19 protein-coding genes and 1 pseudogene are annotated in these 26,197 nt (G+C 48.6%); 14 read left to right on the top strand and 6 right to left on the bottom strand.

The window, feature by feature from the left end:
- The 3 genes and pseudogenes from HPS54_RS13130 to HPS54_RS09730 form a co-directional block, all read left to right on the top strand.
- Positions 1-120 (top strand): annotated as a pseudogene (locus HPS54_RS13130) (IS30 family transposase); the annotation flags it as partial.
- A gap of 115 nt (positions 121-235) precedes the next feature.
- Entirely contained in the window at positions 236-2,200 is a 1,965-nt protein-coding gene (gene thrS, locus HPS54_RS09735) for a threonine--tRNA ligase (protein ID WP_172345260.1), read from the top strand.
- Positions 2,201-2,315: 115 nt separating this feature from the next.
- The gene (locus HPS54_RS09730; RefSeq protein ID WP_172345259.1) at positions 2,316-3,242 is read left to right on the top strand and encodes a hypothetical protein; all 927 of its coding nucleotides are present in this window, start codon (positions 2,316-2,318) and stop codon (positions 3,240-3,242) included.
- A 104-nt stretch (positions 3,243-3,346) separates the two neighbouring features.
- Here HPS54_RS09730 and HPS54_RS09725 read toward each other — a convergent pair whose 3' ends face one another.
- Positions 3,347-3,709 carry a YkvA family protein gene (locus HPS54_RS09725; RefSeq protein WP_172345258.1) on the bottom strand — a complete coding sequence of 121 codons (363 nt, stop codon included), beginning with the start codon at positions 3,707-3,709 and terminating at the stop codon, positions 3,347-3,349.
- A gap of 271 nt (positions 3,710-3,980) precedes the next feature.
- Between HPS54_RS09725 and infC the strand changes: the two genes are divergently transcribed.
- From infC to rplT, 3 genes are all read left to right on the top strand, one after another.
- The gene (gene infC / locus HPS54_RS09720; protein WP_172345257.1) at positions 3,981-4,664 is read left to right on the top strand and encodes a translation initiation factor IF-3; all 684 of its coding nucleotides are present in this window, start codon (positions 3,981-3,983) and stop codon (positions 4,662-4,664) included.
- Between the two features lie 104 nt (positions 4,665-4,768).
- Positions 4,769-4,966, top strand: coding sequence for a 50S ribosomal protein L35 (gene rpmI, locus HPS54_RS09715; RefSeq protein WP_172345256.1), 198 nt, complete (start codon positions 4,769-4,771; stop codon positions 4,964-4,966).
- A gap of 34 nt (positions 4,967-5,000) precedes the next feature.
- Positions 5,001-5,345: a 50S ribosomal protein L20 gene (gene rplT, locus HPS54_RS09710; RefSeq protein WP_172345255.1), complete on the top strand. Its 345-nt coding sequence runs from the start codon at positions 5,001-5,003 to the stop codon at positions 5,343-5,345.
- A 101-nt stretch (positions 5,346-5,446) separates the two neighbouring features.
- Here the strand turns inward: rplT and hemW are convergent, their stop codons facing one another.
- Positions 5,447-6,577 (bottom strand): radical SAM family heme chaperone HemW, encoded by a 1,131-nt coding sequence (gene hemW / locus HPS54_RS09705; RefSeq protein WP_172345254.1) that lies wholly within the window; start codon positions 6,575-6,577, stop codon positions 5,447-5,449.
- 159 nt (positions 6,578-6,736) lie between these two features.
- On the opposite strand from hemW, the gene HPS54_RS09700 reads away from it, so the two are divergent.
- The 3 genes from HPS54_RS09700 (at position 6,737) to rprY (ending at position 11,562) form a co-directional block, all read left to right on the top strand.
- Positions 6,737-8,893 (top strand): elongation factor G, encoded by a 2,157-nt coding sequence (locus HPS54_RS09700; protein WP_172345253.1) that lies wholly within the window; start codon positions 6,737-6,739, stop codon positions 8,891-8,893.
- Between the two features lie 405 nt (positions 8,894-9,298).
- Positions 9,299-10,858: a sensor histidine kinase gene (locus HPS54_RS09695; RefSeq protein WP_172345252.1), complete on the top strand. Its 1,560-nt coding sequence runs from the start codon at positions 9,299-9,301 to the stop codon at positions 10,856-10,858.
- 5 nt (positions 10,859-10,863) lie between these two features.
- Positions 10,864-11,562, top strand: a complete 699-nt coding sequence (gene rprY, locus HPS54_RS09690) for a response regulator transcription factor RprY (RefSeq protein ID WP_172345251.1) — start codon at positions 10,864-10,866, stop codon at positions 11,560-11,562.
- Between the two features lie 246 nt (positions 11,563-11,808).
- On the opposite strand, the gene HPS54_RS09685 is transcribed toward rprY, so the two are convergent.
- The gene (locus tag HPS54_RS09685; protein WP_172345250.1) at positions 11,809-14,229 is read right to left on the bottom strand and encodes a TonB-dependent receptor; all 2,421 of its coding nucleotides are present in this window, start codon (positions 14,227-14,229) and stop codon (positions 11,809-11,811) included.
- 155 nt (positions 14,230-14,384) lie between these two features.
- On the bottom strand, positions 14,385-16,241 hold the full coding sequence (locus HPS54_RS09680; RefSeq protein ID WP_172345249.1) for an SLC13 family permease: 1,857 nt from the start codon (positions 16,239-16,241) through the stop codon (positions 14,385-14,387).
- Positions 16,242-16,889: 648 nt separating this feature from the next.
- Between HPS54_RS09680 and abc-f the strand changes: the two genes are divergently transcribed.
- Together abc-f and HPS54_RS09670 are read left to right on the top strand one after the other, a co-directional pair.
- Positions 16,890-18,842, top strand: coding sequence for a ribosomal protection-like ABC-F family protein (abc-f, locus tag HPS54_RS09675; RefSeq protein WP_172345248.1), 1,953 nt, complete (start codon positions 16,890-16,892; stop codon positions 18,840-18,842).
- A 117-nt stretch (positions 18,843-18,959) separates the two neighbouring features.
- Positions 18,960-20,999 carry a M13 family metallopeptidase gene (locus tag HPS54_RS09670; RefSeq protein ID WP_172345247.1) on the top strand — a complete coding sequence of 680 codons (2,040 nt, stop codon included), beginning with the start codon at positions 18,960-18,962 and terminating at the stop codon, positions 20,997-20,999.
- A gap of 173 nt (positions 21,000-21,172) precedes the next feature.
- On the opposite strand, the gene HPS54_RS09665 is transcribed toward HPS54_RS09670, so the two are convergent.
- Positions 21,173-21,640 (bottom strand): TspO/MBR family protein, encoded by a 468-nt coding sequence (locus tag HPS54_RS09665; RefSeq protein ID WP_172345246.1) that lies wholly within the window; start codon positions 21,638-21,640, stop codon positions 21,173-21,175.
- A 376-nt stretch (positions 21,641-22,016) separates the two neighbouring features.
- On the opposite strand from HPS54_RS09665, the gene metA reads away from it, so the two are divergent.
- From metA to HPS54_RS09650, 3 genes are read left to right on the top strand one after another with little or no spacing between them, the layout of a single operon-like run.
- Positions 22,017-22,934 (top strand): homoserine O-acetyltransferase MetA, encoded by a 918-nt coding sequence (metA, locus tag HPS54_RS09660; RefSeq protein WP_172345245.1) that lies wholly within the window; start codon positions 22,017-22,019, stop codon positions 22,932-22,934.
- Positions 22,927-24,789 carry a peptidase U32 family protein gene (locus HPS54_RS09655; RefSeq protein ID WP_253951984.1) on the top strand — a complete coding sequence of 621 codons (1,863 nt, stop codon included), beginning with the start codon at positions 22,927-22,929 and terminating at the stop codon, positions 24,787-24,789. The genes metA and HPS54_RS09655 overlap by 8 nt, the downstream gene beginning before the upstream one ends.
- Complete coding sequence (locus HPS54_RS09650) at positions 24,776-25,783, top strand: zinc ribbon domain-containing protein (RefSeq protein ID WP_172345243.1); 1,008 nt, start codon at positions 24,776-24,778, stop codon at positions 25,781-25,783. Before HPS54_RS09655 ends, HPS54_RS09650 begins: the two co-directional genes overlap by 14 nt.
- 219 nt (positions 25,784-26,002) lie before the next feature.
- On the opposite strand, the gene HPS54_RS09645 is transcribed toward HPS54_RS09650, so the two are convergent.
- Positions 26,003-26,188, bottom strand: coding sequence for a hypothetical protein (locus tag HPS54_RS09645; protein WP_172345242.1), 186 nt, complete (start codon positions 26,186-26,188; stop codon positions 26,003-26,005).
- Between the last annotated feature and the right edge of the window lie 9 nt (positions 26,189-26,197).

The raw sequence follows: 26,197 nt of genomic DNA, 5'->3' as shown, positions 1-26,197 counted from the left end.
GACAATTACATTCGGAATGTCGGAAAGAAACTGAATCTCCGTCCACGCAAAAAACTCAATTTCTCAACTCCAAAAGAAGAATTCTTCAAACAAATCGCTATTTTTGCACTTGCCAGTTGAACCTGCGTTCCACTTGTTTTTATGTCTTTGCAGAATAAAAGCAGGTGGAATGTAACGCTGTTATATGAAAAATATATACCTTTGCCCCGATAAAACCAAAACATATATTGTAGATATGATTAACATTACATTTCCGGACGGTTCTGTTCGCTCGTATGAACAGGGCGTGACAGGATTACAGATTGCCGAAAGCATATCACCGGCTTTGGCACGCGACGTATTGGCTTGCGGTGTGAACGGTGAGACAGTGGAACTTAATCGTCCTATAACCGAGGATTCGAGCATCGCGCTCTACAAGTGGGATGACGATGAAGGCAAGCACGCCTTCTGGCATACATCGGCACACTTGCTGGCAGAGGCGTTGCAGGAACTGTATCCCGGTATACAGTTCGGCTTCGGTCCTGCGATAGAAAACGGATTCTTCTATGACGTGCTTCTTAAGGACGGCGAGTCTATAAAGGAAGCTGACTTCCCGAAGATAGAGGCAAAGATGAAGGAACTTGCCGGCAAGAAAGAGCCGGTTGTTCGCAAGGAAGTAGCCAAGGCCGATGCACTTAAAGAGTTTGGCGCGGCAGGTCAGACGTACAAGTGCGAGCACATCGATCAGGATCTTGAGGACGGCACCATAACAACCTATACCCAGGGAGCGTTTACAGACCTCTGCCGTGGTCCGCACTTGCTCAATACCGGTGTTATAAAGGCAATAAAGCTGACGAACGTTGCCGGCGCTTTTTGGCGCGGTGATGCCACACGCGAGCAGATGCAGCGTCTTTACGGCATAACGTTCCCGAAGAAGAAGATGCTCGACGAGTATCTTGTGATGATAGAAGAGGCAAAGAAGCGCGACCACCGCAAGATAGGTAAGGAGATGGAACTCTTCATGTTCTCCGAGCGTGTGGGTAAGGGACTGCCTATATGGTTGCCCAAAGGCACCGAACTGCGCCTGCGCCTGCAGGACATGCTGCGCAAGATACAGAAGCGTTACGGGTATCAGGAGGTGATAACCCCGCATATCGGCAGCAAGAACCTCTATGTAACCAGCGGTCACTATGCACACTACGGCAAGGATTCGTTCCAGCCCATACATACACCCGAGGAGGGAGAGGAGTATATGCTCAAACCTATGAACTGTCCTCACCACTGTGAGGTGTTCGCATGGAAACCGCGTTCGTATAAGGATCTGCCCCTGCGCATTGCAGAGTTCGGAACTGTGTACCGTTATGAGCAGAGCGGCGAGCTGCACGGACTGACACGTGTTCGTTCGTTCACGCAGGACGACGCCCATATCTTCTGTCGTCCGGACCAGGTTAAGAACGAGTTTTTGCGTGTGATAGACATCATACAGACCGTATTCTCAACGTTCAACTTCTCTGATGACAACGTGGAGGCACAGATTTCTCTGCGCGATCCTAACGACCATGAGAAGTATATCGGAAGCGACGAGGTGTGGGCTTCGGCTGAACAGGCTATCATCGAGGCATGCAAGGAGAAAGGTCTTAAGGCAAAGGTTGAATACGGCGAGGCTGCTTTCTACGGACCGAAGCTCGACTTCATGGTGAAAGATGCCATAGGACGCCGTTGGCAGCTCGGCACAATACAGGTTGACTACAACCTGCCGCAGCGTTTCAAGCTGGAGTATACCGATGAGGACAACACCAAGAAGGCGCCTGTGATGATACACCGTGCACCGTTCGGCTCAATGGAGCGCTTCTGTGCAGTGCTGATAGAGCATACTGCCGGTCATTTCCCGCTGTGGCTGACTCCCGATCAGGTGGCGATACTTCCTATCAGTGAGAAGTTCAACGACTATGCCGCAAGCATTGCAAAATACTTTGACACAGTGGGAGTTCGTGCAATGGTGGACAGTCGCAATGAGAAGATAGGACGCAAGATACGCGACAACGAAATGAAACGCATTCCTTACATGCTTATTGTCGGCGAGAAAGAGCAGGCAGAGGGCACTGTTGCCGTGCGCAAGCAGGGACAGGGCGACCAGGGAACCATGAAGGTGGAAGACTTCGCAAAGAAGATAAACGATGAAGTTGCCGAAATGTTGAAGGCAACCGAAATACATCCATAAAGAATATAGCATATAAAGTAAAAAGCAGCAGATTATTACAATATTATGGTATTGATAATGATCCGCTGCTTTTTTGATTTTTTGTAATGTCTGATACCTATAAATTAAATGTATTATGAAAAAACATATATTCATTATATGTATGCTTCTTATTCTCCCTTTGGGTTGTTTGAAGGCTGAAACACTAAAAATACGAGGAGAACTTTACAACCTTGATGAATCGGGATCTGTGAGTAAAAGGGCTGATTATGACCTTATCATTCATGTCCCTGACATGAATGATAATGGTATGACCGTAATCTTACAGCCTTTGAAAGGAGATAAAAGGGAAATGATAGACTTTCCGATAGATGATGTTTTTTATGATTATGAAAGCATCGTGGATGCAGCTGTACTATATAGTGGTCCGAGATTTAGTACTTATGATGAAGATTACGTTATTGGTTCTGCTGCTCTTATTTCAGTGAAGAGCAGTAAGAGCGATGTGCGTATTGGGATTGTAAAAGAAATAAAACGCATGTTTCTTGCGAAAGATAGTAAGGTGTGGCGGAAGTATGATAACGAAACGGATTTTACATATTTAGGAATATGCCCAAATGAAGAATTGGGCAGCATGATAGGAACAATATTTGCACGTTATAATTTAAAGGAAAGCAGTGTAGAACGTCCTGTGGAAAAAGGAGATCCAATGGAGCCAACAGTCTGTATCGGAGACATGAAAGTCTTTACAGATTATTTCTATGCCTTTAAGGACCACGTTTTAGTTGTTTTAACTCTGGATGCTTTTCATCTGCAATCATTTGACATATCTGCAGAGGTTTATAGCAATTCAACAAAAATTACATCCCAAACAGTGGGTTGTGTGTTGGATTCTGAGCATGAATGGATTTTTAATAAAAAGATCTACATTCCGTATGAGGATTTAAAGAATTGCAGTGAAGGACAATTGCTCGAAATACATATAAAGTGCAATTCAGATGATGGCGAAGTTAAAACAATCTCAGAAGTGACTTTGCCGAAAATTATACGTTATGAAAAATAATAAGATTGTTATATGAGCTGCGCCCCAAAAGTCCGATACAAGACTTTGGGGCGCATTCTTTATGTTGATGTTTTATTAAAAAATACAACATTCAATGTTTTTTGTCAGTTCAGGATCTCCACATACGGTGTATATACTGGAAAACGTTCCGTAAACCATTTGTCGAGTTGTGCTTCTGCTTTGGCTTCAATTTCAGGTGTTATGTGATGGCGCACTTTACGGTAAGCCATTGTTAAGGACATCAGCTCATCTATGATGCCTATTATCGGAAGACGCTTTGATGACATAAGGTTTATTGGAAGTACTATGTATGACAATGCCGACAAAATCATTATCTTGTCCGATTTAGGCGTTTTGTCACTCATCATTACATAATACAGCAAAAGAACGGGGCGCATGCCCTTTCTGCCGGCTTTTTTCGCAAACTCTAAAATGTTATCCCACAAATTAATAATCGTTACATTCATATACAATCTTTTTATATGTTATCAAATATGCACTATAATGGAAGTGCATTGCAAAAATAGGGAAAATATATAACATGCCGTATTTAATAAAATTCAATTCTTTATAAAAAACAATATACGAAGATTTGCTTTTACATATATTATAATATGTCATCGGATATCCTCGTATTTTATTGAAAATATGCTGTTTAATATAAAATAAATTGTTTTTTTATTTTGCAGTTCGTATGTTTTATCGTAACTTTGCAGCCGCTTAACATAAAAAGTTTTGATGAAGAACGACAGAAAGACCAATCAGTATCGTGTAAACGAGCAGATACGTGTAAGAGAAGTACGTATAGTAGGTGAAAGCGGTTCCACCGTGATGCCTACACGGCAGGCACTTGACATGGCACGCCAGCAGGGAGTGGATCTCGTGGAGATAAGTCCTAACGCGCAGCCGCCGGTTTGTCGTCTCATCGACTACAGCAAATTCCTTTATCAGCAGAAGAAGCGTGCAAAGGAACTTAAGGCAAAGCAAGTGAAGCAGGAAGTGAAGGAAATACGTTTCGGACCCCAGACCGATGATCACGACTACAACTTCAAATTGAAACATGCAAAGGAGTTCTTGGAAGATGGAAACAAAGTGCGTGCATACGTGTTCTTCCGCGGACGTTCAATTCTTTTCAAGGAACAGGGCGAAGTCTTGCTGTTGCGTTTTGCCAATGATCTGGAAGAATATGGCAAGGTTGAGCAGATGCCGTCATTGGAAGGAAAGAAAATGTTTCTGTATATAAATCCGAAAAAGGCGGGCGTTGCAAAGAAAAGTCAGCAGAAGATGGATCGCGAGCGTCGTGAAGCCGAATCAAAGGACAGTGCTGTCGCAAATGAAGCAAATGAAATGCCTGCTAACGGAGGACTGCTTGCCAATGCCAAGATAAGTGCCGATGCACTTGAAAAGTTGAAAGGCGAATAACAGAAGGTTTTTCCTTTAATATATAATAAGGTAAAGAGGACGGTGCGTAACGTTTGGTATATACGTTGCCACTATGATTAAATAACAATTTAAATTATAAAACAATGCCAAAAGTAAAGACAAATTCCGGTGCCAAGAAGAGGTTTCGTTTCACCGGTACAGGTAAGGTTAAGAGAAATCACGCTTACCACAGTCACATCTTGACTAAGAAAACAAAGAAGCAAAAGCGTAATCTTGTTCACTCAACTCTTGTTGACAATAGTAACATGAAAGCAGTTCGCGATCTGCTTTGTCTGCGTTAATCAAAGTCAAACAAAAATTTAAAGGAAGAAAATTATGCCAAGATCAGTAAATCACGTTGCTTCAAGAGCAAAGAGAAAAAGAATTTTAAAACTTACACGCGGCTACTACGGAGCTAGAAAGAATGTTTGGACTGTTGCGAAGAACACTTGGGAAAAGGGTTTGACTTATGCTTATCGTGACCGTCGTAATAAGAAACGTAATTTCCGTTCGTTGTGGATTCAGCGTATAAATGCTGCCGCACGTCTGCATGACATGAGCTACTCTACACTTATGGGTGCTCTGCACAAAGCCGGTATCGAGATAAACCGTAAGGTTCTTGCTGACCTCGCTGTTAACAATCCCGAGGCATTCAAGGCTATCGTTGAGAAAGTAAAGTAAAAAATAAGCGATTGTCTTTGTCAATGAGACGATACAATGATATTAAAAGGAGAAAGTTCTGAACGGACTTTCTCCTTTTTTGTTTTAGCCTTTTCGTATTCTCACACCTTCATAAGGTCGCTCATTATACCGTCGCTGACGAACAAGCCGTTGCGTGTAAGGCTCAGATGAGACTGTGACAGGCAGAGATTGCCGGAGGAAATATGTTTTTCGCCATTTGTCAACAGATAGTCGGTGTATGGTTTGCCGAATGTCATTTCGAGTTTTTGTAAATCTATTCCCTCGCATGTCCTAAGTGCAGTCATGACGGTATCGTTGTAACAAGTGTCGGTGTCAAGCTCCTCACTTTCCATGGGGATGATGCCATTGTTTATACTTTCAATGTATTTCCTTATGTCGGCAATGTTCCACTGTCTTGAAACAGTATCAAAAGAATGGGCGGCAGCACCTATACCTATATATGGTATGCCTTTCCAGTAGTTGCCGTTGTGGCGTGAACGGAAGCCGGGAAGTGCGAAGTTGCTTATTTCATAGTGTTCGTAGCCGGCAGCAATCAGACGCTCTGAAAGATTGTAGTACATGGTGCGACTCAGCTCTTCGTCGGTTTCGGAAACAATGCCTTTTGCAAGCATGTTGTGTAGCGACGTTCCTTCTTCGTATGTAAGGCTGTATGCAGAGATGTGCTGTACGTCAAGGGCAAGAGCATGTGATACGTCATCGTTCCATTCGTTTATGGTTTCATCTGGGAAACCGAACATAAGGTCTATACTGATATTGCTTATGTCGGCATGCCGCAGCATGGATATGGCATTGCCTATTTGTTCGGCTGTATGTCTGCGGCGGATGAACTTAAGACGACTGTTATTGAATGTCTGAACTCCCATGCTTATTCTGTTTATCGGAAGTTGAGATATAGTGTCTGCCATGTCGGTGGTGATGTCGTCCGGATTACATTCCATTGTTATCTCGGCATTTGGGGATATGTCATACACCTTATTATTATATATGGTATCAAACAGTCTGTGCAGTTCTTCTTCTTTTAATTGTGACGGAGTACCTCCTCCGATATATATCGTGTCTATTTGTTCATGAATATAGTCACGGCGCAAATCAAACTCTTTGCAAATGGCATTTATGTATTCCCCGCGGAGAGACAATAGTGTTGTTGAGTAGAAACCGCAATATATGCAGCGACTGCTGCAAAAAGGTATATGTATGTATAGACCTGCCATAAACAATATTTTAGGTTGATGATAAACTGATATAATTACCAACAAAATTACTAATATGTTTTAAAAATTTATTCCTTTTATATATAATCTTTTGCTTTTCGGTCAAAAAGTAGTATCTTAGAGCCCAATATATGTTTAACGTCTTAAATCTAATATAGTATGAAAGTTTATCAGACTAATGAAATCAAGAACATAGCCTTGCTCGGTAACGACGGCTCCGGTAAGACCACCCTCACGGAAGCACTGCTCTACGAGGCAGGCATAATTCAGCGTCGCGGGCGTATCACAGCCAAGAACACTGTAAGTGACTATTTCCCCGTAGAGCAGGAATACGGATATTCTGTCTTCTCAACCGTATATCATGTTGAGTGGAACAACAAGAAACTTAATATTATAGACTGTCCCGGTTCGGACGACTTTGTCGGTGCTGCCATGACTGCACTTAATGTAACGGATACGGCAATACTGTTGCTTAACGGTCAATATGGTCCGGAAGTGGGAACACAGAACCATTTCCGTTATACTGAGAAACTTAAGAAGCCTGTAATATTCCTTGTCAATCAGCTTGATTCGGAGAAATGCGACTATAACAACGTGTTGGAGCGCCTGACGGAAATATATGGTCCGAAGGTTGTTCCGGTTCAGTATCCGCTCAACGAGGGACCGGGTTTCAATGCCCTTATTGATGTTCTTCTTATGAAGAAGTATTCGTGGGGACCTGAAGGTGGTGCTCCTACGATAGAGGACATTCCGGCAGAGGAGATGGACAAGGCGATGGAAATGCATAAAGCACTTGTTGAGGCTGCTGCCGAGAACGACGAGACTCTTATGGAGAAGTTCTTTGAAGAAGAGGCTCTTACCGAGGATGAAATGCGCGAAGGTATACGTAAAGGTCTTGTAACACGTTCGATATTCCCAGTTTTCTGTGTTTGTGCAGGTAAGGATATGGGTGTAAGGAGACTTATGGAGTTTCTGGGAAATGTCGTTCCTTTTGTTGATGAAATGCCGAAAGTACACAATACACGAGGTGAGGAGATATCAGTAACTACAGAAGGACCTACGTCTTTGTATTTCTTCAAGACCGGTGTAGAGCCTCATATCGGTGAGGTTTGTTACTTCAAGGTGATGAGTGGAAGCGTAAAGACCGGTGACGAACTCTCGAATGCCGACCGCGGTTCGAAAGAACGCTTCGGTCAGATATATGTATGCGCTGGTGCTAACCGCCAGCCAGTGGACCAGCTTAATGCCGGTGACATAGGGTGTGCTGTGAAGTTGAAAGATGTGAAAACAGGTAACACGCTCAATGGTAAGGACTGTGAAAACCGTTTTGATTTTATAAAATATCCCAATTCAAAGTTCTCTCGTGCCATAAAGGCTGTCAATGAAGGAGAAACAGAAAAACTTATGGCGGCTCTTCTTAAGATGCGTCAGGAAGACCCCACATGGGTGATAGAGCAGAGCAAGGAGTTGCGCCAGACCATTGTTCACGGTCAGGGAGAGTTCCATTTGCGCACATTGAAGTGGCGTTTGGAGAATAACGAGAAGATACAGGTGAAGTTCATTGAACCCAAGATACCTTATCGTGAGACGATAACAAAGTCGGCGCGTGCCGATTACCGTCACAAGAAACAGTCGGGCGGTGCCGGTCAGTTTGGTGAGGTACACCTTATAATAGAGCCTTATGCAGAAGGCATGCCTGACCCGACGGTATATAAGTTCAACGGTCAGGAATTCAAGATGAATATCAAAGGCAAGGAAGTTGTCGACCTGGAGTGGGGCGGTAAGCTCGTATTCATCAACTCCGTTGTCGGAGGTGCAATAGACACAAGGTTCATGCCGGCTATATTGAAAGGTATAATGGAGCGTATGGAACGCGGACCGCTCACGGGCAGTTATGCACGCGATGTACGTGTGATTGTGTATGACGGAAAGATGCACCCTGTTGATTCAAACGAGCTCTCGTTCATGCTCGCAGCACGTAACGCATTTGCCGAGGCGTTCAAGAATGCTGATCCGAAGATACTTGAGCCTATTTACGACCTTGAAGTGTATGTTCCTTCCGATTTCATGGGCGATGTCATGAGCGACTTGCAGGGACGCCGCGCTCTCATCATGGGTATGGACAGCGAAGCCGGATATCAGAAACTGCAGGCAAAGATACCGCTCAAAGAACTTTCCAACTATTCTATATCCTTGAGTTCCATAACAGGAGGTCGCGCCTCGTTTACAACAAAGTTCGCAAGTTACGAGCTTGTGCCCAATGACGTTCAGCAAGAACTAATAAAGGCTCATGAGGCAGATGAGAATGAGGAATGACGTTTCCTTGACAAGAAAAAGATTTAAACAGTGGAGGGTGACAGCCTTTATATAATGAAAGCATAAAGGTCTTTCAAGTCAACAGTTTTCACTGTGATGTATTTAACAGCCATATCATGGTTTCCTACACAGGACCCGGATATGGCTGTTTTTGCAGTCAATTGTTTGCTTGTAGTGTATTGAATATATTATTTCGGTATGCTTTATAGTGTAATATAGATGCCGATACGCAGTCATTGCGATTGCTGCTTTTATTGCATTAATGCGTATTTTAATCTTTATTTTATAATACGAACTTAATAATTATCAACTTTGTTTTTAAATTATTGGTTAATATGATTAAAATTAACGGAATTTATTAACCTAAAATAAACATCGTATTCTATTTTACAATATATTTGCGATATGAAAAAGAGGACAATTTGGATAATAGCAATAATAATGGGGCTTTCGTTCCTTGCGCTTCTCTTCCTCCAGCTGAGATATATCGATGCCATGGTGAGGATGAAGAAGGAGCAGTTTGACGAGTCGGTGAACACCGCCCTGTATCAGGCGTCGAGAAATCTCGAGCTGAATGAAACTTTGCGCTATTTGGAAAAAGATGTCAACGAAACGGAGCGCAAGTCGTTAAAGCAAGATACTACAAGCATGTATCAGGAATACGACAACCGTGCAGGCATGCCCGCACATCAAAATCCAGGTATAGGAAAAAGTGGTGCGATATATTCGTCTTTCGAATTGAAGACAATGGCTGTCAAGCCTTCGTCAATGCCTAAGGCCGTTATTCTGAAGAACGACAAGAACTATATATCGGATGCCACAAAATCGCTTCAGGAAATAGTGAAAAACCGGTATATATATCAGAAAGCATTGCTTGATGAAGTTGTATATAACTTGCTGTACACGGCATCTGACAAGCCTCTGAAAGAACGTATAAATTTCAAGATACTCGATCAGGACTTGAAAACAGAGCTTATAAACAATGGTGTGAACATACCATATCACTTCACCGTCACTACACAGGACGGGCGTGAAGAGTACCGTTGTCCCGACTATACGGATGAGGGCAAGGAGTATTCATATTCACAGATACTTTTCCGCAATGACCCCTCTAACAATCTTGGTGTGGTGAATGTTCACTTTCCGGACATCAACAGCTATATATTCAGCAGCATACGTTTTGCCATACCATCCATACTGTTTACGGTTGTGATGATTATAATGTTCATCTTCACGGTAATAGTTGTCTTCAGACAGAAGAAATACAGTGAGATAAAGAACGACTTTATAAATAACATGACCCATGAGCTTAAAACTCCGATAAGCAGTATCTCGCTAGCGGCACAGATGCTTAATGACGAGGCTGTTACGAAAAGTCCCACGATGATGAAGCATCTTGGCGGTGTTATAAACGATGAGTCGAAGCGCCTGAGGTTTCTTGTAGAGAAAGTATTGCAGATGTCAATGTTCGACAAGAAGAAAGTAACTTTCAAGAAAAAGGAACTTAATCTGAACGAGCTTGTCGAGACTGTGGCAAATACGTTTACACTGCGCGTGGAACATACCGGCGGACATATAAAGACGATACTCAAGGCTGTATATCCTATGATATATGTTGACGAGATGCACTTTACTAACGTCATATTCAATCTGCTTGACAATGCAGTGAAATATAAGCAGCCTGACAAGAGTCTGGAACTGACGATAAGGACATGGAACAACAAGGAACGTCTTTTCTTTTCGGTGAAGGACAACGGTATGGGAATAAAGAAAGAAAACCTTAAGAAGATTTTCGAGAAGTTCTACCGTGTGCACACCGGCAACGTGCATGATGTCAAAGGGTTTGGTCTCGGTCTTGCATACGTCAAGAACATCGTGCATCAGCACAAGGGAGAGATAAGCGTAAAGAGCGAACGTAACGAGGGAACGACATTTATTATATCATTACCAATAATTAAAAATTAAAGATTATGGACGAGAACTTAAGAATTTTATTGTGCGAAGATGACGAGAACTTAGGTATGTTGCTTCGTGAGTATCTGCAGGCAAAGGGTTACACGGCAGAGCTCTGTCCTGACGGTGAAGCCGGTTACAAGGCGTTTTTGAAGAACAAGTTTGATATCTGCGTGCTTGATGTTATGATGCCGAAGAAAGACGGTTTCACGCTCGCCAAGGAAATAAAGCAGGCGAATGCCGAGATGCCGGTTATCTTCCTCACGGCAAAGACGTTGAAGGAAGATATTCTGGAAGGTTTCAAAATCGGTGCGGACGACTACATCACCAAGCCCTTCTCAATGGAAGAACTCGTTTTCCGTATTGAAGCAATTCTACGTCGCGTACGCGGAAAGAAGAACAAGGAGAACACCGTTTACCACATCGGACGTTTCACCTTCGACACACAGAAGCAACTGCTTTCTATTGATGACAAGCAGACAAAACTCACAACGAAGGAAAACGAACTGCTTGCACTTCTATGCAGTCATGCCAATGAGATACTGCAGCGCGACTTTGCATTGAAGACTATATGGATAGACGACAACTACTTCAATGCACGCTCCATGGATGTTTACATCACAAAACTGCGCAAGCACCTCAAGGATGACGACCAGATTGAAATCATAAACATTCACGGAAAGGGCTACAAACTTATCACTCCGGATCAGGATTAATGTGAAAGCATCGTGTTTCTAACGACTTTCATTCATTTGAAGTCTGTATATATGGCGGCTTACCGATATGGTAAGACCGCCATTTTTCATATATGAAAACCTGTCTTGTAACGTCTTGACAATCAGAATGATACCTTTTACGATACAAAAGGTGGCATTTCAGGGGCTGAAAGAGGCTCTTTCGGGAGGTGAAAGGTGCTCTTTTAGAGGCTGAAATGCCACCTTTGGCAAAGATGTGTGGGGTGTTTAGAATTTTAGGCGCAGCTCGGCGTTTAGGCAGAAGGGGGCTCCGCGCTGGGCAAAGTACTGTCTTTTGCCGGATGCGGCGCTGTCGAAGGCAAAGGTGTTGTAGTGTGTGCCGGTTATGTTATTTGCACGTATGCTCAGTACAACCTTGTCCGTAGCCACGTCTATGTGTGCTCCGAGCAGAGCGTAGAAGTCCTGGCTGTAGGTGTTTGCTTCGTCCCACCATATCTTGCCGCACGCCGTCAGCGACGCGCCTATGATGATGTTCTTTACCAGCGAGCCGTTTGTGCGTATGCGGTAGTCGGTGTTGGCGCCGAGCGTGTGCGCCGGAACAAAGGGAACTTTGTTGCCGCGATAGTCAACGGTTGTGACGTCTGCATCGCCCGAGCCGGCGGAGATGTTGTCCTTGTAGTCGCGGAAGATGCTGTGCGTAAATCCGTAGCTTGCCGCCCACGACAGCCGTTCGTCAAAGGCGCTGCCGCGAAGCGATGCCTCGAAGCCGCAACCGGTGCTGCGCCCGGCGTTGACCATCATTCGTCCGAAACCGTAGTTGCCCGCCATTACAGACAGCTGCTGGTTGCGTATGGTCATGTAATATACGGCGATGTCGGCGTGCATCATGTTGCCGAAGAGGTTGAGATGTGCGCCCGCCTCGTAGTTCCAGCTCTCCTCCGGCTTGTAGGCTATCGTGCGGTTCACGTTGTCATAGTCTGCGGCGGTGTGCTCCACGTCATGGTCGCCACGCATTGCCGCCTGGCTGTTGGCGGTTATTTCGGTCTGCAGGATGTCCGAGAACATCTGTATGTTGAAGCCTCCGGCACGATAGCCCTTGCTCACCGTGGCATAGATGTTGCTGCCGCGGCTGTCCGTGCGGTATGTAATTCCCACTTTGGGCAGCAGCTGGTTGTAGGCGTTCGATGTCTTGCTTTTCAACGTCGACGTCAGTGTGTTTGTCGCCTCGCGCCCCATAACGTTGGCGGTTACGCCCATTGCCGCCTGTGTGTCGTAGTGCAGGCGCACGTTGTTGTGGTCGTAGCGCAAGCCGAGTGTGGCTGTGATGTTTTCGCCCAGGTCGATGTTCGACTCGTGGTATATGCCGATGTTCAGCTGCGGAGTGTGGAACATTGCCGGTACGGCAAAGCGTGTGCTCACCGATACGCCGCCTGCACGCTCCACGGCTGCCTTTGCCGCCGCTTCCGCCGCCGTTGCGGGCATGCCGCTCTGTATCATGTTCTCCTTCATTGCACCCACGATTGCCGTGTACATCTGTGCCTGTATGGCGGAGGAGATGCGGCGGGTGAAATCGTTGCCGAAATATACCGGGGCGTCGGTGCGCAGCCATTGGTACGAGGCGTAGACGCCCGTCGTGCGGTGCCATGCGTCGCGTGGGTTGTTCTTCAGCGTAAATTCCTGCGTCACGGCGTTCTGGAACTGGCGTTGTTCAAGATACATGAAGTCTTGCGGAAGATAGTCCTGGTCCATCATCATGTAGTCTTTGAGATACTGATAGCTCGTCGTGGAGTTGAGCAGAAAGCTGTCTCCGCTGTATTTCACGTGCACGCCCGTGTTGAGCATGTTGCGCCGGTAGTTGCCCTCGCGGTTTGTCGCAGGCGAGTCGGTGTCGCCCGTTGCCGTGTCGAGCGTGCCGTAGGGGAATCCGTTCTGGCGCACATACTGGTAGTCGGCAATGAAGTCGATGGTCGTGCGGTGCGTCGGCATGTATATGAGGCGTGTCTTTCCGCCCGCCTCGTTGTACTTGTCGGCGCGTCCGCCCGTGACGGCGTTGCGGAAGAAGCCGTTGCCGCCGTTGTAAAAGCCGGCTGTAGAGAATGCCAACTTGTCCGACGGGCGGTGATAGTGTGCCACCTCGGCATGGCGCATGCCGTGCGAGCCGCCGCCGCCGATTATCTCGCTTCCTCTGTACATCAGCGGGTTCTTGGAATACACGCGCACCAGTCCGCCCTCGGTGTTCATGCCGTAGAGCGTGCCTTGCGGTCCGCGCAGGATGTCCACGCGGTCGGTCTGATAAGAGTGGAAGTTGAACGCGCTCTTGCATACCAGCGGTATCCCGTCGACGTACATGCCCACCGCCGGATTGTTGACGCGCGAGCCTGTGCCGCGTATATACATCGACGATGTCAGTCGGGAACCGTATTCGGGCATGGCGAACGAGGGCACGAAGCCGGAGAGGCTGCGTATGTCGCGCGCACCGGTGCGGTTCATGTCCGCCGTGGTGAATACTGATGAGCTTAGGGGTTGCTGTCTCAGGCGGAACGCTTCTTTGGGAAGTGAGACGACAACCACCTCGTCGAGGTCGACGACGCGTGACGAGTCGGCTGCCGTGCCGTGCGTGTCTGCCGCCGATATAGTTGCCGCCGCCGTTATTGCGAGTACGGCTGATGCCGTGAAACGTTTAATCATTGTCTGTACATTTGTTTAACGGGTGCAAAGGTACTTATAATATGGTGGGCGGGCAATCCATATTTATGTGGATTTTGAGGTGTGAGGGCTTTAAAGTCTTTAAGGTCTTTAGGGTCTTTAAGGACTTTAAGGACCTTAAGGACTTTAAAACAACCTCAAAAAGGGAAGAGCAGCGGCAGCACGAGCATCATCACGGCTCCGATGGCTATTTGCAGCGGCAGTCCCACCCGGACATAGTCCATGAAAGAGTAGCGCCCGGCTTGCATGACGAGCGCGTTGGGCGGAGTGGAGAACGGCGATGCGAAGCACATGCTTGCTCCGAGGGTCACGGCGAAGAGCATGGGGTAGGGGCTTACGCCCAGTTCTACCGCCGACGACAGGGCGATGGGCGCCATGAGCACCGCCGTGGTGGTGTTGCTGATGAACAGCGAGAGCAGCGAGGTGGTGATATAAATGCCGGCAAGGAGCGGCAGCGGACCGGCACTGCCGAAGAGGCTTACCATGGAATGCGAGATGAGCGCCGACGCACCGGTCTTTTCCAGCGCGACGGACATCGGCATCATGGCGGCAATGAGCACGATGCTCTCCCAGTTGATGGTCTTGTATGCAGACTCGACGTTCTTGAAACAGCCCGACAGCACCATCATGACGCCGGCTATCATCACGGCGGTGACAGGGGCGACGGGAATGAAGTCGAACACCATCATCGCCACCATTGCCAGCATTATCGCGGCTGCCAGCGGCGCCTTGTAGTCGAGCGTCACCTTTGCCGCCTCCTCGAGCGGTTGCCCGAGAACCACCCAGCGATCCTCGTCGTTGCCCAACCGGGCGATGTTCTCCCATGTTCCCTGCACAAGAAGCACGTCGCCGGAGCGCAGCTTCGCCTCGGCAAGATTGTCCATTATATACTCGCCGCGCCGCCTTATGCCGATAACGTTTATCGAATATTTTGCCCGCAGGGCGGCTTCGCGCAGCTGTCTGTCTATGAGCCGCGACGCCGGGAGGATTACGATTTCCGCCATGCCGAGGTCGTAGAAGTCGAGGGCGTTGCTGCCGCCGGCCGCATCGCCTGCTGTCGCGGCATTTGCCAACTTGAAGTCGTGGGCGAACTTGCGCGCCGCCTCTTTCTTGCCTGTCACATAGATTATATCCCCCTCGCGCAGAACCGTCGACGGTGCGGCAAGCTTCTGCTCGACGCTCTTGAGCAGACTTTTGCGGCTGTTCTGTTCGCGGCGCACCTCGAGCACGGTCAGTCCGTAGCGGTTGTAAATGTCCAGTCCGGCGACGGTCTTTCCCGCCATGGCAGACGCAGGCGTCACCGCGTAGCGTGCCAGGTTGTCGGCAAGGCGATATTCTTTTACCAGCTCTCGCAGCGTTTTTACGCGTGCCCCTTTTGTGCCGTCCTTGTCTTTCTTTCCCGTCAGCAGCAGCCGGCTAAGCGGAAACAGCACCGCCATGCCGACGACAAGCACCGTCAGACCGACGGGCATGAAGGCGAAGAACGACAGCGGTTCGTAGCCCTCGGCGGTCAGCGTGTCTTGTATCACAAGGTTTGGCGGCGTTCCTATCAGCGTGAGCATGCCGCCGAGGCTGCTTGCAAATGCCAGAGGCATGAGCAGGCGCGACGCGTTGAGCCGTGCCTCCGCCGCCATGCTGACGATGATGGGGAGCATGAGCGCCACGGTGCCCGTGTTGCTGACGAACGCTCCGATGGCGGCAGTGACGATCATCACCATAAAGAACAGCCGTGTCTCGTTGCCTTTGGCGAGTTTCATCATGCGGCTGCTTATCATCTTTGCCAGTCCGGTCTGCAACACGGCGCCGCCCACGACAAACAGTCCCGTCATCATGATGACCACCGTGCTGGAGAAGCCCGACAGCGCCTCCTCGGGCGTAAGGACGCCGATGAGCATCAGCGTGATGAGCGCACAGAGCGCGACGATGTCCGAACGTATCTTGCCCGTGGCGAAGAGTATTGCCGTTATGGCGAGTATTATTAGCGTTATGTACATGATGTTTGTGCCTTTTTTGTTTGCAAAGATAAGCCATGTGATGCGTGTTTCCCGTCGGTGGCAGGCTTTTTTACTATCCTTTAACTTTTAAGGTTGGGGCTTTAGGTTTCAGGTTGGGGCTTTAGGTGTCGGGTGAATATAGTATGGAAATCTGTACTATATAGTATGGAAATCTGTACTATATAGTAGAGAAAGCTGTAGCATATAGTAGAGAAAGCTGTAGCATATAGTAGAGAAATGTATCGCATATGAGATAGAAACGTAACGCATATGAGATAGAAATGTAACGCATATGAGATAGAAATGTAACGCATATGAGATAGAAACGTAACGCATATGAGATAGAAACGTAACGCATATGAGATAGAAATGTATCGCATATGAGATAGAATACTCCCGCTCGGCAAAAAACAAATGAATTTGTTGTTTTGCTCCCGACTTATCCGTATCTTTGCATCAATCGAATCGCTTTGCGACCGTGAACCGGGGCAAAGCCCCGACTTTCACTTTCGATTTTCTGCGAATATACTTCGTATATTTGACGCACAAAATTGGCTTCGCCACCGCGAACCCGGCTAAAGCCGGACTATCGCTATTTTGTTTTGTCGAATATACTTCGTATATTTGCATCTGCTAAAACAGGTATAGATGATATCAGTAGAAGGATTGAAAGTGGAGTTCGGCGTGAAACCGCTCTTCAGCGATGCCGGTTTCGTGGTGAACGACCGCGACCGCATAGCGCTTGTGGGCAAGAACGGCGCCGGAAAATCCACCATGCTAAAGATACTCTGCGGCATGCAGCAGCCGACGGCGGGCAGTGTCGCCATACCGTCGGACACCACCATCGGTTATCTGCCGCAGGTGATGATACTACAGGACGACACCACCGTGCGACAGGAAGCGCGCAAGGCGTTTGCCGGCGTGGTGGAGATGAAGAGGCGCATAGACCGTATGAACGACGAGCTGTCCGAGCGCACCGACTATGAGAGCGATGAATATATGGAACTTGTGCGCCGCTTCACGCAGGAGCACGAGCGGTATATCATGATGGGCGCGGACGGATATGAGGCGGAGATAGAACGAACGCTTGCCGGACTGGGCTTTGAGCGCACCGACCTTGACCGCCCTACAAGCGAGTTCAGCGGCGGTTGGCGCATGCGTATAGAACTTGCGAAGATACTTCTCGGCAAGCCCGATGTGCTGCTGCTCGACGAGCCTACGAACCACCTTGACATAGAGAGCATACAGTGGCTCGAGCAGTTCCTTACGCAGAACGCAAAGGCGGTGGTGCTCGTAAGTCACGACCGCGCGTTTATAAACAATGTGACAAACCGCACGTTGGAAATAAGCTGCGGACGGGTTGTAGACTATCGCGTGAAGTACGACGAGTATGTACGGCTGCGTGCCGAGCGGCGCCAGCAGCAGTTGCGTGCCTACGAGAACCAGCAGAAAGAGATTGCCGACATAAAGGACTTCATCGAGAAGTTCCGTTACAAGCCGACGAAAGCCGTGCAGGTGCAGAGCCGCATCAAGCAGCTTGAGAAGATAGTGCCCATAGAGATAGACGAGGTGGACACCTCGGCGATGCGTCTGAAGTTCCCACCCTGTCTACGCAGCGGCGATTATCCCGTGATATGCGACGGCGTGCGCAAGGACTATGGCAGTCACACCGTGTTCCGTGACGTCACGCTCACAATCAAGCGCGGCGAGAAAGTGGCGTTCGTCGGAAAGAACGGCGAGGGCAAGTCCACGCTCGTAAAGTGCATCATGAACGAGATACCGTATACCGGTATGCTGAAGATAGGGCATAACGTGCAGATAGGATACTTCGCGCAAAACCAGGCGCAGATGCTCGACGAGGAGCTTACCGTCTTCGATACCATCGACCGTGTGGCGCGCGGCGACATCCGCCTGCGCATCAACGACATTCTCGGTGCGTTTATGTTCGGCGGCGAGGCATCGGAGAAGAAAGTGCGGGTGCTCAGCGGCGGCGAGCGCAGCCGTCTCGCCATGATACGCCTGCTGCTCGAACCTGTCAACCTGCTTATCCTCGACGAGCCTACAAACCACCTTGACATGCAGTCCAAGGACGTTCTCAAAGAAGCGGTAAAGGCATTCGACGGAACGGTCATCGTGGTGAGCCACGACCGTGAGTTTCTCGACGGGCTTGTGTCGAAGGTGTATGAGTTCGGTGGCGGTTCGGTGCGTGAACATATAGGCGGCATATACGATTTCCTCCATTCCCGACGCATAGATACGCTCGACCGGCTCGGTTCCCCGGCATCTTCCGATACAAAAGAAAAAGCTTCGCCGGCAGTCAAAGAGGCATCTGCGGATGCGGCGGAAGGCGGCAGACAGAGCTATGAGGAGCATAAGGAGAGACAGAAAAGGAAACGCCGCGCTGAGAAAGCCGTCAAGGAGTGCGAGGAGAAGATAGAAGCATACGAGCAGCGCATAAAGGAAATGGACGACATGCTCGGCCGTCCCGAGCATGCTGCCGATATGGAGCTTATAGCACGATATGCCGACGTAAAGAAGCAGCTCGATGAAGAAGTTGAGCGCTGGGAGGCGGCATCCGAGGAGCTCGAGGCATGCCGGTGACACTATAATATATATGTACGCGCGTACCTATATTATATATAGCATATCGTCAAAAGTAAACGGTAATAGGCGGAATGCCGATTTCAAGTTGCCACATTAAACTATCAATTATATAACATGAACGTAAAACAAATTATTCCTATGGTGCTTCTTGCCTCCGTTCCGGTCGTTGCCGGCGCGCAGACACCGCTAAAGTCGGGTATCGACCTGACAAACCTCGACAACAGCGTCCGTGCTGCCGACGATTTCTATCAGTATGCCTGCGGAGGCTGGATGAAAAACAATCCGCTGCCCGCCGCCTATTCGCGTTTCGGCAGTTTCGACCAACTCGGGCAGGACAACAACAAGCGTATAAACATGCTTCTTACCGACCTGCTGGACAAAACCTATGCAAAAGGAACGACGGAGCAGAAACTCAGCGACTTCTATAGACTGGCGATGGACTCCGTGCGCCGTAACAAAGACGGCGTGAAACCGCTTATGCCGCTCATCAACGAGATTGAAAAGGCAAAGAAAATAGAGGCTTTGCGCGAGCTTCAGCTTAAGTATGCCACGTTTGGTTACGGCATGCCGTTGGGACTGAGCTTCGGTGCCGATGAGAAAAACGCCAAGATGAACATCCTCAACGTATATCAGGGCGGCATGTCGTTGGGACAGAAAGAGTATTATCTTGACAACGACTCGGCAACAGCAGCCATACGCGATGCTTATAAGAAGCATATCGTGCGCATGTTCGGACTATTCGGATTTGACAATGATGCGGCGCACAAGAAGATGCAGCACATCATGAAGATAGAGACGGCACTGGCTAAGGTTTCCAAGTCGCGTACGGAACTGAGAGACGTCGAAGCCAACTATAACAAGATGACACTCAGCGAGTTCGAGACCAAATATCCCAATGTGCGCCTTACAAAGACAATGAATGCCGATGGCGTGAAGACCGATTGTTTCCGCGAGCTCGTTGTCGGTCAGCCCGACTTTGTTGCCGGTGCGGACAAGCTTCTTGCAACAGTTACGGCAGATGAGCTTCGTGCATACATGGAGTGGAACGCCATTCTGTCGGCGGCAGGATATCTCAGTGACGAGGTTCAGGCGGCTGATTTCGATTTCTTCGGCAAGACAATGTCCGGACGCAAGGAAGACTATCCGCGCTGGAAGCGCGCCACATCGCAGGTGGAAAGGCAGATGGGCGAGGCTCTCGGCAAGATGTATGTGGAGCGTTATTTCCCCGCATCGTCGAAAGAACGCATGGAGAAGCTCGTAAAGAACCTGCAGGTGGCGCTGGCAGAACGCATCAAGGCGCAGGACTGGATGAGCGACACTACAAAGCAGTCTGCACTCGACAAGCTGTCCTCGTTCTATGTGAAGATAGGTTATCCGGACACATGGAAGGATATGTCGGGACTACAGATAAATCCCGAACTGTCTTATTATGAGAATGTGCAGAACTGCCGCAAGTTCTGGAGCGACTGGAATAACGATTACCGTGCCGGCAAGCCCGTGGACAACAAAGAGTGGTTCATGACACCGCAGACTGTGAATGCGTACTATAATCCGACGACAAACGAGATATGTTTCCCTGCCGGAATACTTCAGGTTCCGTTCTTCAATCCCGAGGCGGACGACGCTTTCAACTATGGTGCCATCGGTGTTGTGATAGGTCATGAGATGACGCACGGATTTGACGACCAGGGACGTCACTATGACAAGAACGGCAATATGACCGACTGGTGGACGGAGAGCGACGGCAAGAACTTTGCCGCACGCGCGGATAAGTATGCCGATTTCTTCTCTTCGATAAAGGTTCTTCCCGACCTTAATGCCAACGGCAAGTTCACTCTCGGCGAGAACCTTGCAGACCACGGCGGTCTTCAGGTGGCGTTCCAGGCTTATAAGAACGCAACGAAAGACGCCGTTCCTGCCGTTGTCGACGGGCTTACGGGCGACCAGCGCTTTTTCATCGCATACGCAGGAGTGTGGGCAGGAAACATTACGGAGAAGGAGATACGCAGCCGCACGAAGAGCGATCCCCACTCGTTGGGACGCTGGCGCGTCAACGGCGCACTGCCTCATATCGACATGTGGTACGAAGCGTTCGGTGTGAAAGAAGGCGACAAGCTGTTCATTCCGAAGAGCGAGCGCCTGCAACTTTGGTAAAATACACTAAGGGTGTATCAAGAAGGAGATAGAGGGAAGATATGAGGAGATAAAGGAAGATAAAGGACAATAGTCTTATACCAAGCGACAAGGCATACGTCTTTTATCTTCCTTTATCTCCTCATATCTTCCCTCTATCTCCTTTTCGACATACTATCAGTGCTTTCGCCGTGTCAGTTGAAACTCACGATATATGCGTTGAGATATGTCGCAAGTGTCAGCCATGCGATATACGGTATCAGCAAGAATGCTGATGTGCAGTTGTGATAGAAAAGTTTCACAAGATACCATATCGCGGTGATGTCTATGACCGCCATGGTTATAAGACCGAGCAGCGGGCAGCGGAAAAGGAAGAAACAAATGCTCCACAATATATTGAGTAACAACTGCATGGCAAACAGATGGGTTAAAAGGCGCTTGCCGTGATTGTAATCACTGCCCCATACAAGTCCTATCGATGTGCCCATACATATATATATAATGCCCCATGCGATAGGAAACACCCGGTTGGGTGGTGTGAATGTAGACTTTACGAGTGTAGGATACCAAGTTTCTATGGATGCCGACTGGAATATTCCGGCACATAATCCGGTTACAAAACATATTGTAATACCGAGCACGATAAAAACAAACTTTTTCATAACACATTACTTTTTTATTCTTATTAAAAACATCCGGGATGTCACGAGGATGATACGGCAATGCGCGACAGAAGCCTTTCATGTTGCCGTGATGCCCGTACACCGTTGTGCAAAGATAGCTTTTGTATCCCTTATATACCTATTCTCGTGTGATAATTAGAAATCTTTAGGCTTATGGTCTGTAACGGCTAAAAATTTTATTCACAAAAGGTTAATGCAAATAATTATTCATTACGAAATGAAAATATAAGGATATTTCCGTAACTTTGCACTCGGTTTGCGGCATGTTCCGTAAATGCCGGTGAGCCGGTGTGTGTAAATTTATGCACAGACGGATGCCGGTGACAAGTGTAACAATAAAGAAGCATCATTGTAAATGCCTTTAAGAATACCCGATAAACTGCCGGCTGTAGATATTCTGAAGCAGGAGAATATCTTTGTAATGGACAATTCGAGAGCGCACACACAGGACATACGTCCGTTGCGGATTGTCATACTGAACCTCATGCCGCTGAAGGTCACGACGGAGACCGACCTTGTGCGCCTGCTGTCGAACACCCCGTTGCAGCTCGATGTTACGTTCATGAAGCTCGCAAGCCATACGCCGAAGAATACCCCTGCCGAGCACATGGCGATGTTCTATAAAGACTTCGAGGAGCTGAAAGACATGAAGTTCGACGGAATGATAATAACCGGAGCACCCGTTGAAACGTATGAATATGAGGATGTTACGTATTGGAAAGAGGTGACGGGCATCTTCTCGTGGGCGAAAACCCACGTAACGAGCACCCTGTATATATGCTGGGCGGCACAGGCAGGACTGTATTTTCACTATGGCATACCCAAGTATCCGCTTGCAAAGAAAATGTTCGGCGTGTTCGTGCAAAAGCCCATCGACCCGCTGCTCCCTATCTTCCGTGGTTTCGACGACAGTTTCAACATGCCCCACAGCCGCCATACCGAGGTTCGGCGTGAGGATATAATAAAAGACGGAAGACTGTCTCTCATTGCCGAATCGGAAGAAAGCGGTGTCAGCATGGTAATGGCGAACGGTGGCAGAGAGATATTCGTGACGGGGCATCTGGAGTATGTTGCCGACACGCTCGACCGCGAATACAGGCGCGATAAAGGCAAACGCCCGGATGTGGACATGCCCGTAAACTATTATGAAGGCGACAATCCCGACAATAAACCGGTTGTGACATGGCGTGCACATGCCAATCTTATGTTCAGCAACTGGATTAATTATTACGTATATCAAGAAACCCCATACGACATTAACAAAATTGAGTAGAACTATAGAACTGCTTGCACCTGCCGGAAACCTGGCATGCGGCATTGCCGCGATAGACCATGGCGCAGATGCCGTGTACATCGGTGCAGAACGCTTTGGCGCGCGTGCCGCCGCAGGAAACACGCTCGAAGACATCGGGAAACTTTGCACATACGCGCATAAGTTTCTCGCACGGGTGTATGTAACGGTGAATACTATCTTGTATGACAATGAGACGGAAGAGACGTTGCGCCTTATAAGACACCTTGCAGCGGCGGGAGTCGATGCCATTCTGGTTCAGGATATGGCAATAGTGGAGCTTATTCGCGAACGCAGGGCAGAGCTTGGGACATTGCCGGCGCTGCATGCCAGTACGCAGACAGACAACCGCACGCCCGAAAAAGTGAGATGGCTTCGCGGATTAGGGTTTAACCGTGTGGTGCTGGCACGCGAACTCTCGGCAGCCGAAATAGCCGCCATACACCGTGCCGTGCCCGATGTCGAGCTTGAAGTGTTTGTGCACGGCGCACTGTGCGTCAGCTATTCCGGCGTGTGCTACGCCTCGCAGCATTGTTTCGGGCGCAGTGCCAACAGGGGAGAGTGCGCCCAGTTCTGCCGTTTGCAGTTCGACCTTCTCGATGCCGACAACCGTGTGATAGAGCGCGGGCGGCACCTTCTTTCGCTGAAAGACATGAACAGATACGACGACATCGAAACCCTGCTCGATGCAGGGGCAGTGTCGTTAAAGATAGAAGGAAGACTCAAGAACATCGAATATGTCAAGAATGTCACTGCCGCATACAGTGCCCGTCTTGACGAGATTGTTGCAAAAAGCAACGGAAAATACCGCCGTTCTTCGATAGGGCGCAGCCGTTGCGCCTTCACTCCCAATCTTCACAAGACGTTCAACCGCGGCTTTACCGACTATTTTCTCGACGGCAGGCGTCACGACATATCATCGTTCGACACCCCAAAGGCACGCGGCGAGTTTGTGGGAACGGTCAAGGAGATACGCGGAGGCTCTTTCAACGTTGCCGGAACGGCGACTTTTGCCAACGGCGACGGGCTTTGCTTTATCAACGCCGACCACCGGCTTGAGGGCTTCCGTGTGAACAAAGTGCTGAACAACAGGCTCTTTCCGCAGAAAATGCCTGCGTCGTTACGTTCCGGTATGCCGCTGTGGCGCAACAGCGACATGGACTTTGAGCGGCAACTGGCACGCAGCGGCAACTGTAGGAAAATACCCGTAGACATAAGGATGAGCCGCAACGACGACGCTTTTGTCCTGACGGCATGTGTCGACGGGGCGCATAGAGTGTCGGTGAGGTTCGACGATGAGGTGCAGAAGGCGCAGAAGCCGCAGCGCGACAACATTGTGCGGCAGTTGTCAAAACTCGGAAACACCGTTTACGAATGCGCTTCAGTAGAGATAGATACGTCAGCGGCAGAATGTTTCATACCTTCGAGCCGGCTTGCCGACATGCGCCGTGCCATGACCGAAAAACTCGATGATGTGATTGCAAAAGAGGCGTTGCACCGTGCCGATGTGGTAAAAGGCGGCAAGGCACCAATGCCCCTCTATCCTGCCGGATATCCTTATTTGTACAATATATCCAACAGTGCTGCACGCCGCTTCTACCGCCGTGAGGGGCTTGACAGCGATGTCGCAGCCTTTGAACAGGGAACGTCGGTGCCGCATCCGCTTGTAATGCAGTGCCGCTACTGTCTGCGCCACGCCCTCGGATTTTGTGTTAAAAACGGTGGCAGACGTCCCTCATGGCATGAACCACTGTATCTGCAGTCTGCCGACGGGCGGCGCTTCCGCCTGCAGTTCGACTGCTCAAAATGTCAGATGAATATATATGCTGAAGATTAACATACGATTTGTGCCGCTTGCGGTGCTTGCGATAATGGCGTTGACGTTCTTTTCCGGATGTTATCAGGAACGTATGCGTAATGACGGACCGAAACAGACTGTCATGGAAGAGGTAAGTGACACGGCATCGCTGCCCGCCGCATTGCACTACTCGTTGAACTATAATTTTGTGGTGCGCGCAGACTCTCTGTCTCTGCTCAGACAGCGCCCGGAAGAGTATCTCAACGGTATGACCACCGATTCGGTCTCCGTTTTCCGCGGCAATCATCTCGTTGTGGCGGATATCTGCGTTATCCCCACCGACACAATCGACTCGCTGTGGGTTAAGGTGGCGCGCGACCAAGAGACCATAGGGTGGATACACGACTCGTCGCTGCTGCCGGCAGTGGTGCCCGACGATCCCATATCCCAGTTCATATTGATATTTTCGGACATCCACCTTCTTATTTTCCTAATCGTGATAAGCATCATTTCCGTTGCCTATCTGATGCGTACAATCTTCCGCCGCAATGCCAAGATAGTGCATTTCAACGACATACCGTCGTTCTATCCCATGCTGCTTGCCCTTACGGTGGCTTTCTCGGCAACGCTATATTCAAGCATACAGATGTTCGCACCCGACATGTGGCAGAATTTCTATTTTCATCCTACGCTAAATCCTTTCGGACTTCCCATCATTATTTCGGTCTTTATCATGGCTGTATGGGCAATACTCATTGTTGCCATTGCCGCTGTAGACGTGGTTTTCAAGGAACTGCCCTTTGGCGATGCCATGCTCTATCTGTGCGGACTTGCAGGAGTGTGTGCCGTAAACTACATCGTTTTCAGCATCACCACGCTTTATTTTGCAGGATATCTCCTGCTCGCAGCATATCTGTTCTTTGCCCTCCGTCTGTATTTCCGCGGCTCTTATTATACATGCCTGTGCGGCAATTGCGGCGCACGCATGCGTTCGCGCGGACGATGTCCGGAGTGTGGAGCAATGAACGAGTAGATGTTTTCAATTAAAAAAGGTGGCATTTGAGCGTCTCAAATGCCACCTTTTGCTGTCTTAAATGCCACCTTTAAGAAGCTAAAAGGGCACCTTTCATATTGTAATATATTTGCATCTGTTTTCTTGTATAATATCTGTATTATACTTTGTAATATATAAATATGTAAGCAAAATAGTGTGTAAAACTTACGGTTTTCATCGATGTGATGTCGTCGGAGATTATTCGTCGTTCTCCTTTACGTCTGTCAGCTCGTAGAAAGGATTCTGTACATCCTCCGGAAAATACGCCTTCCCGTCATCGTCCACCCATACGGCTATTCCGCACTGAACGGCGGGATGATCCATTGTGAGGTGTACGCGCTTTCTTTCGTCTGTAATGATGTTGTGCATTATGGCAGTCTTCATAGTTGTTGT

This window comes from Xylanibacter caecicola (assembly GCF_013166515.1).
GTDB classification, from domain to species: Bacteria; Bacteroidota; Bacteroidia; order Bacteroidales; family Bacteroidaceae; genus Prevotella; species Prevotella caecicola.
The sequence above is the reverse complement of the archived record's forward strand: the minus strand, read 5'-3'. Positions and strand labels throughout refer to the sequence as shown.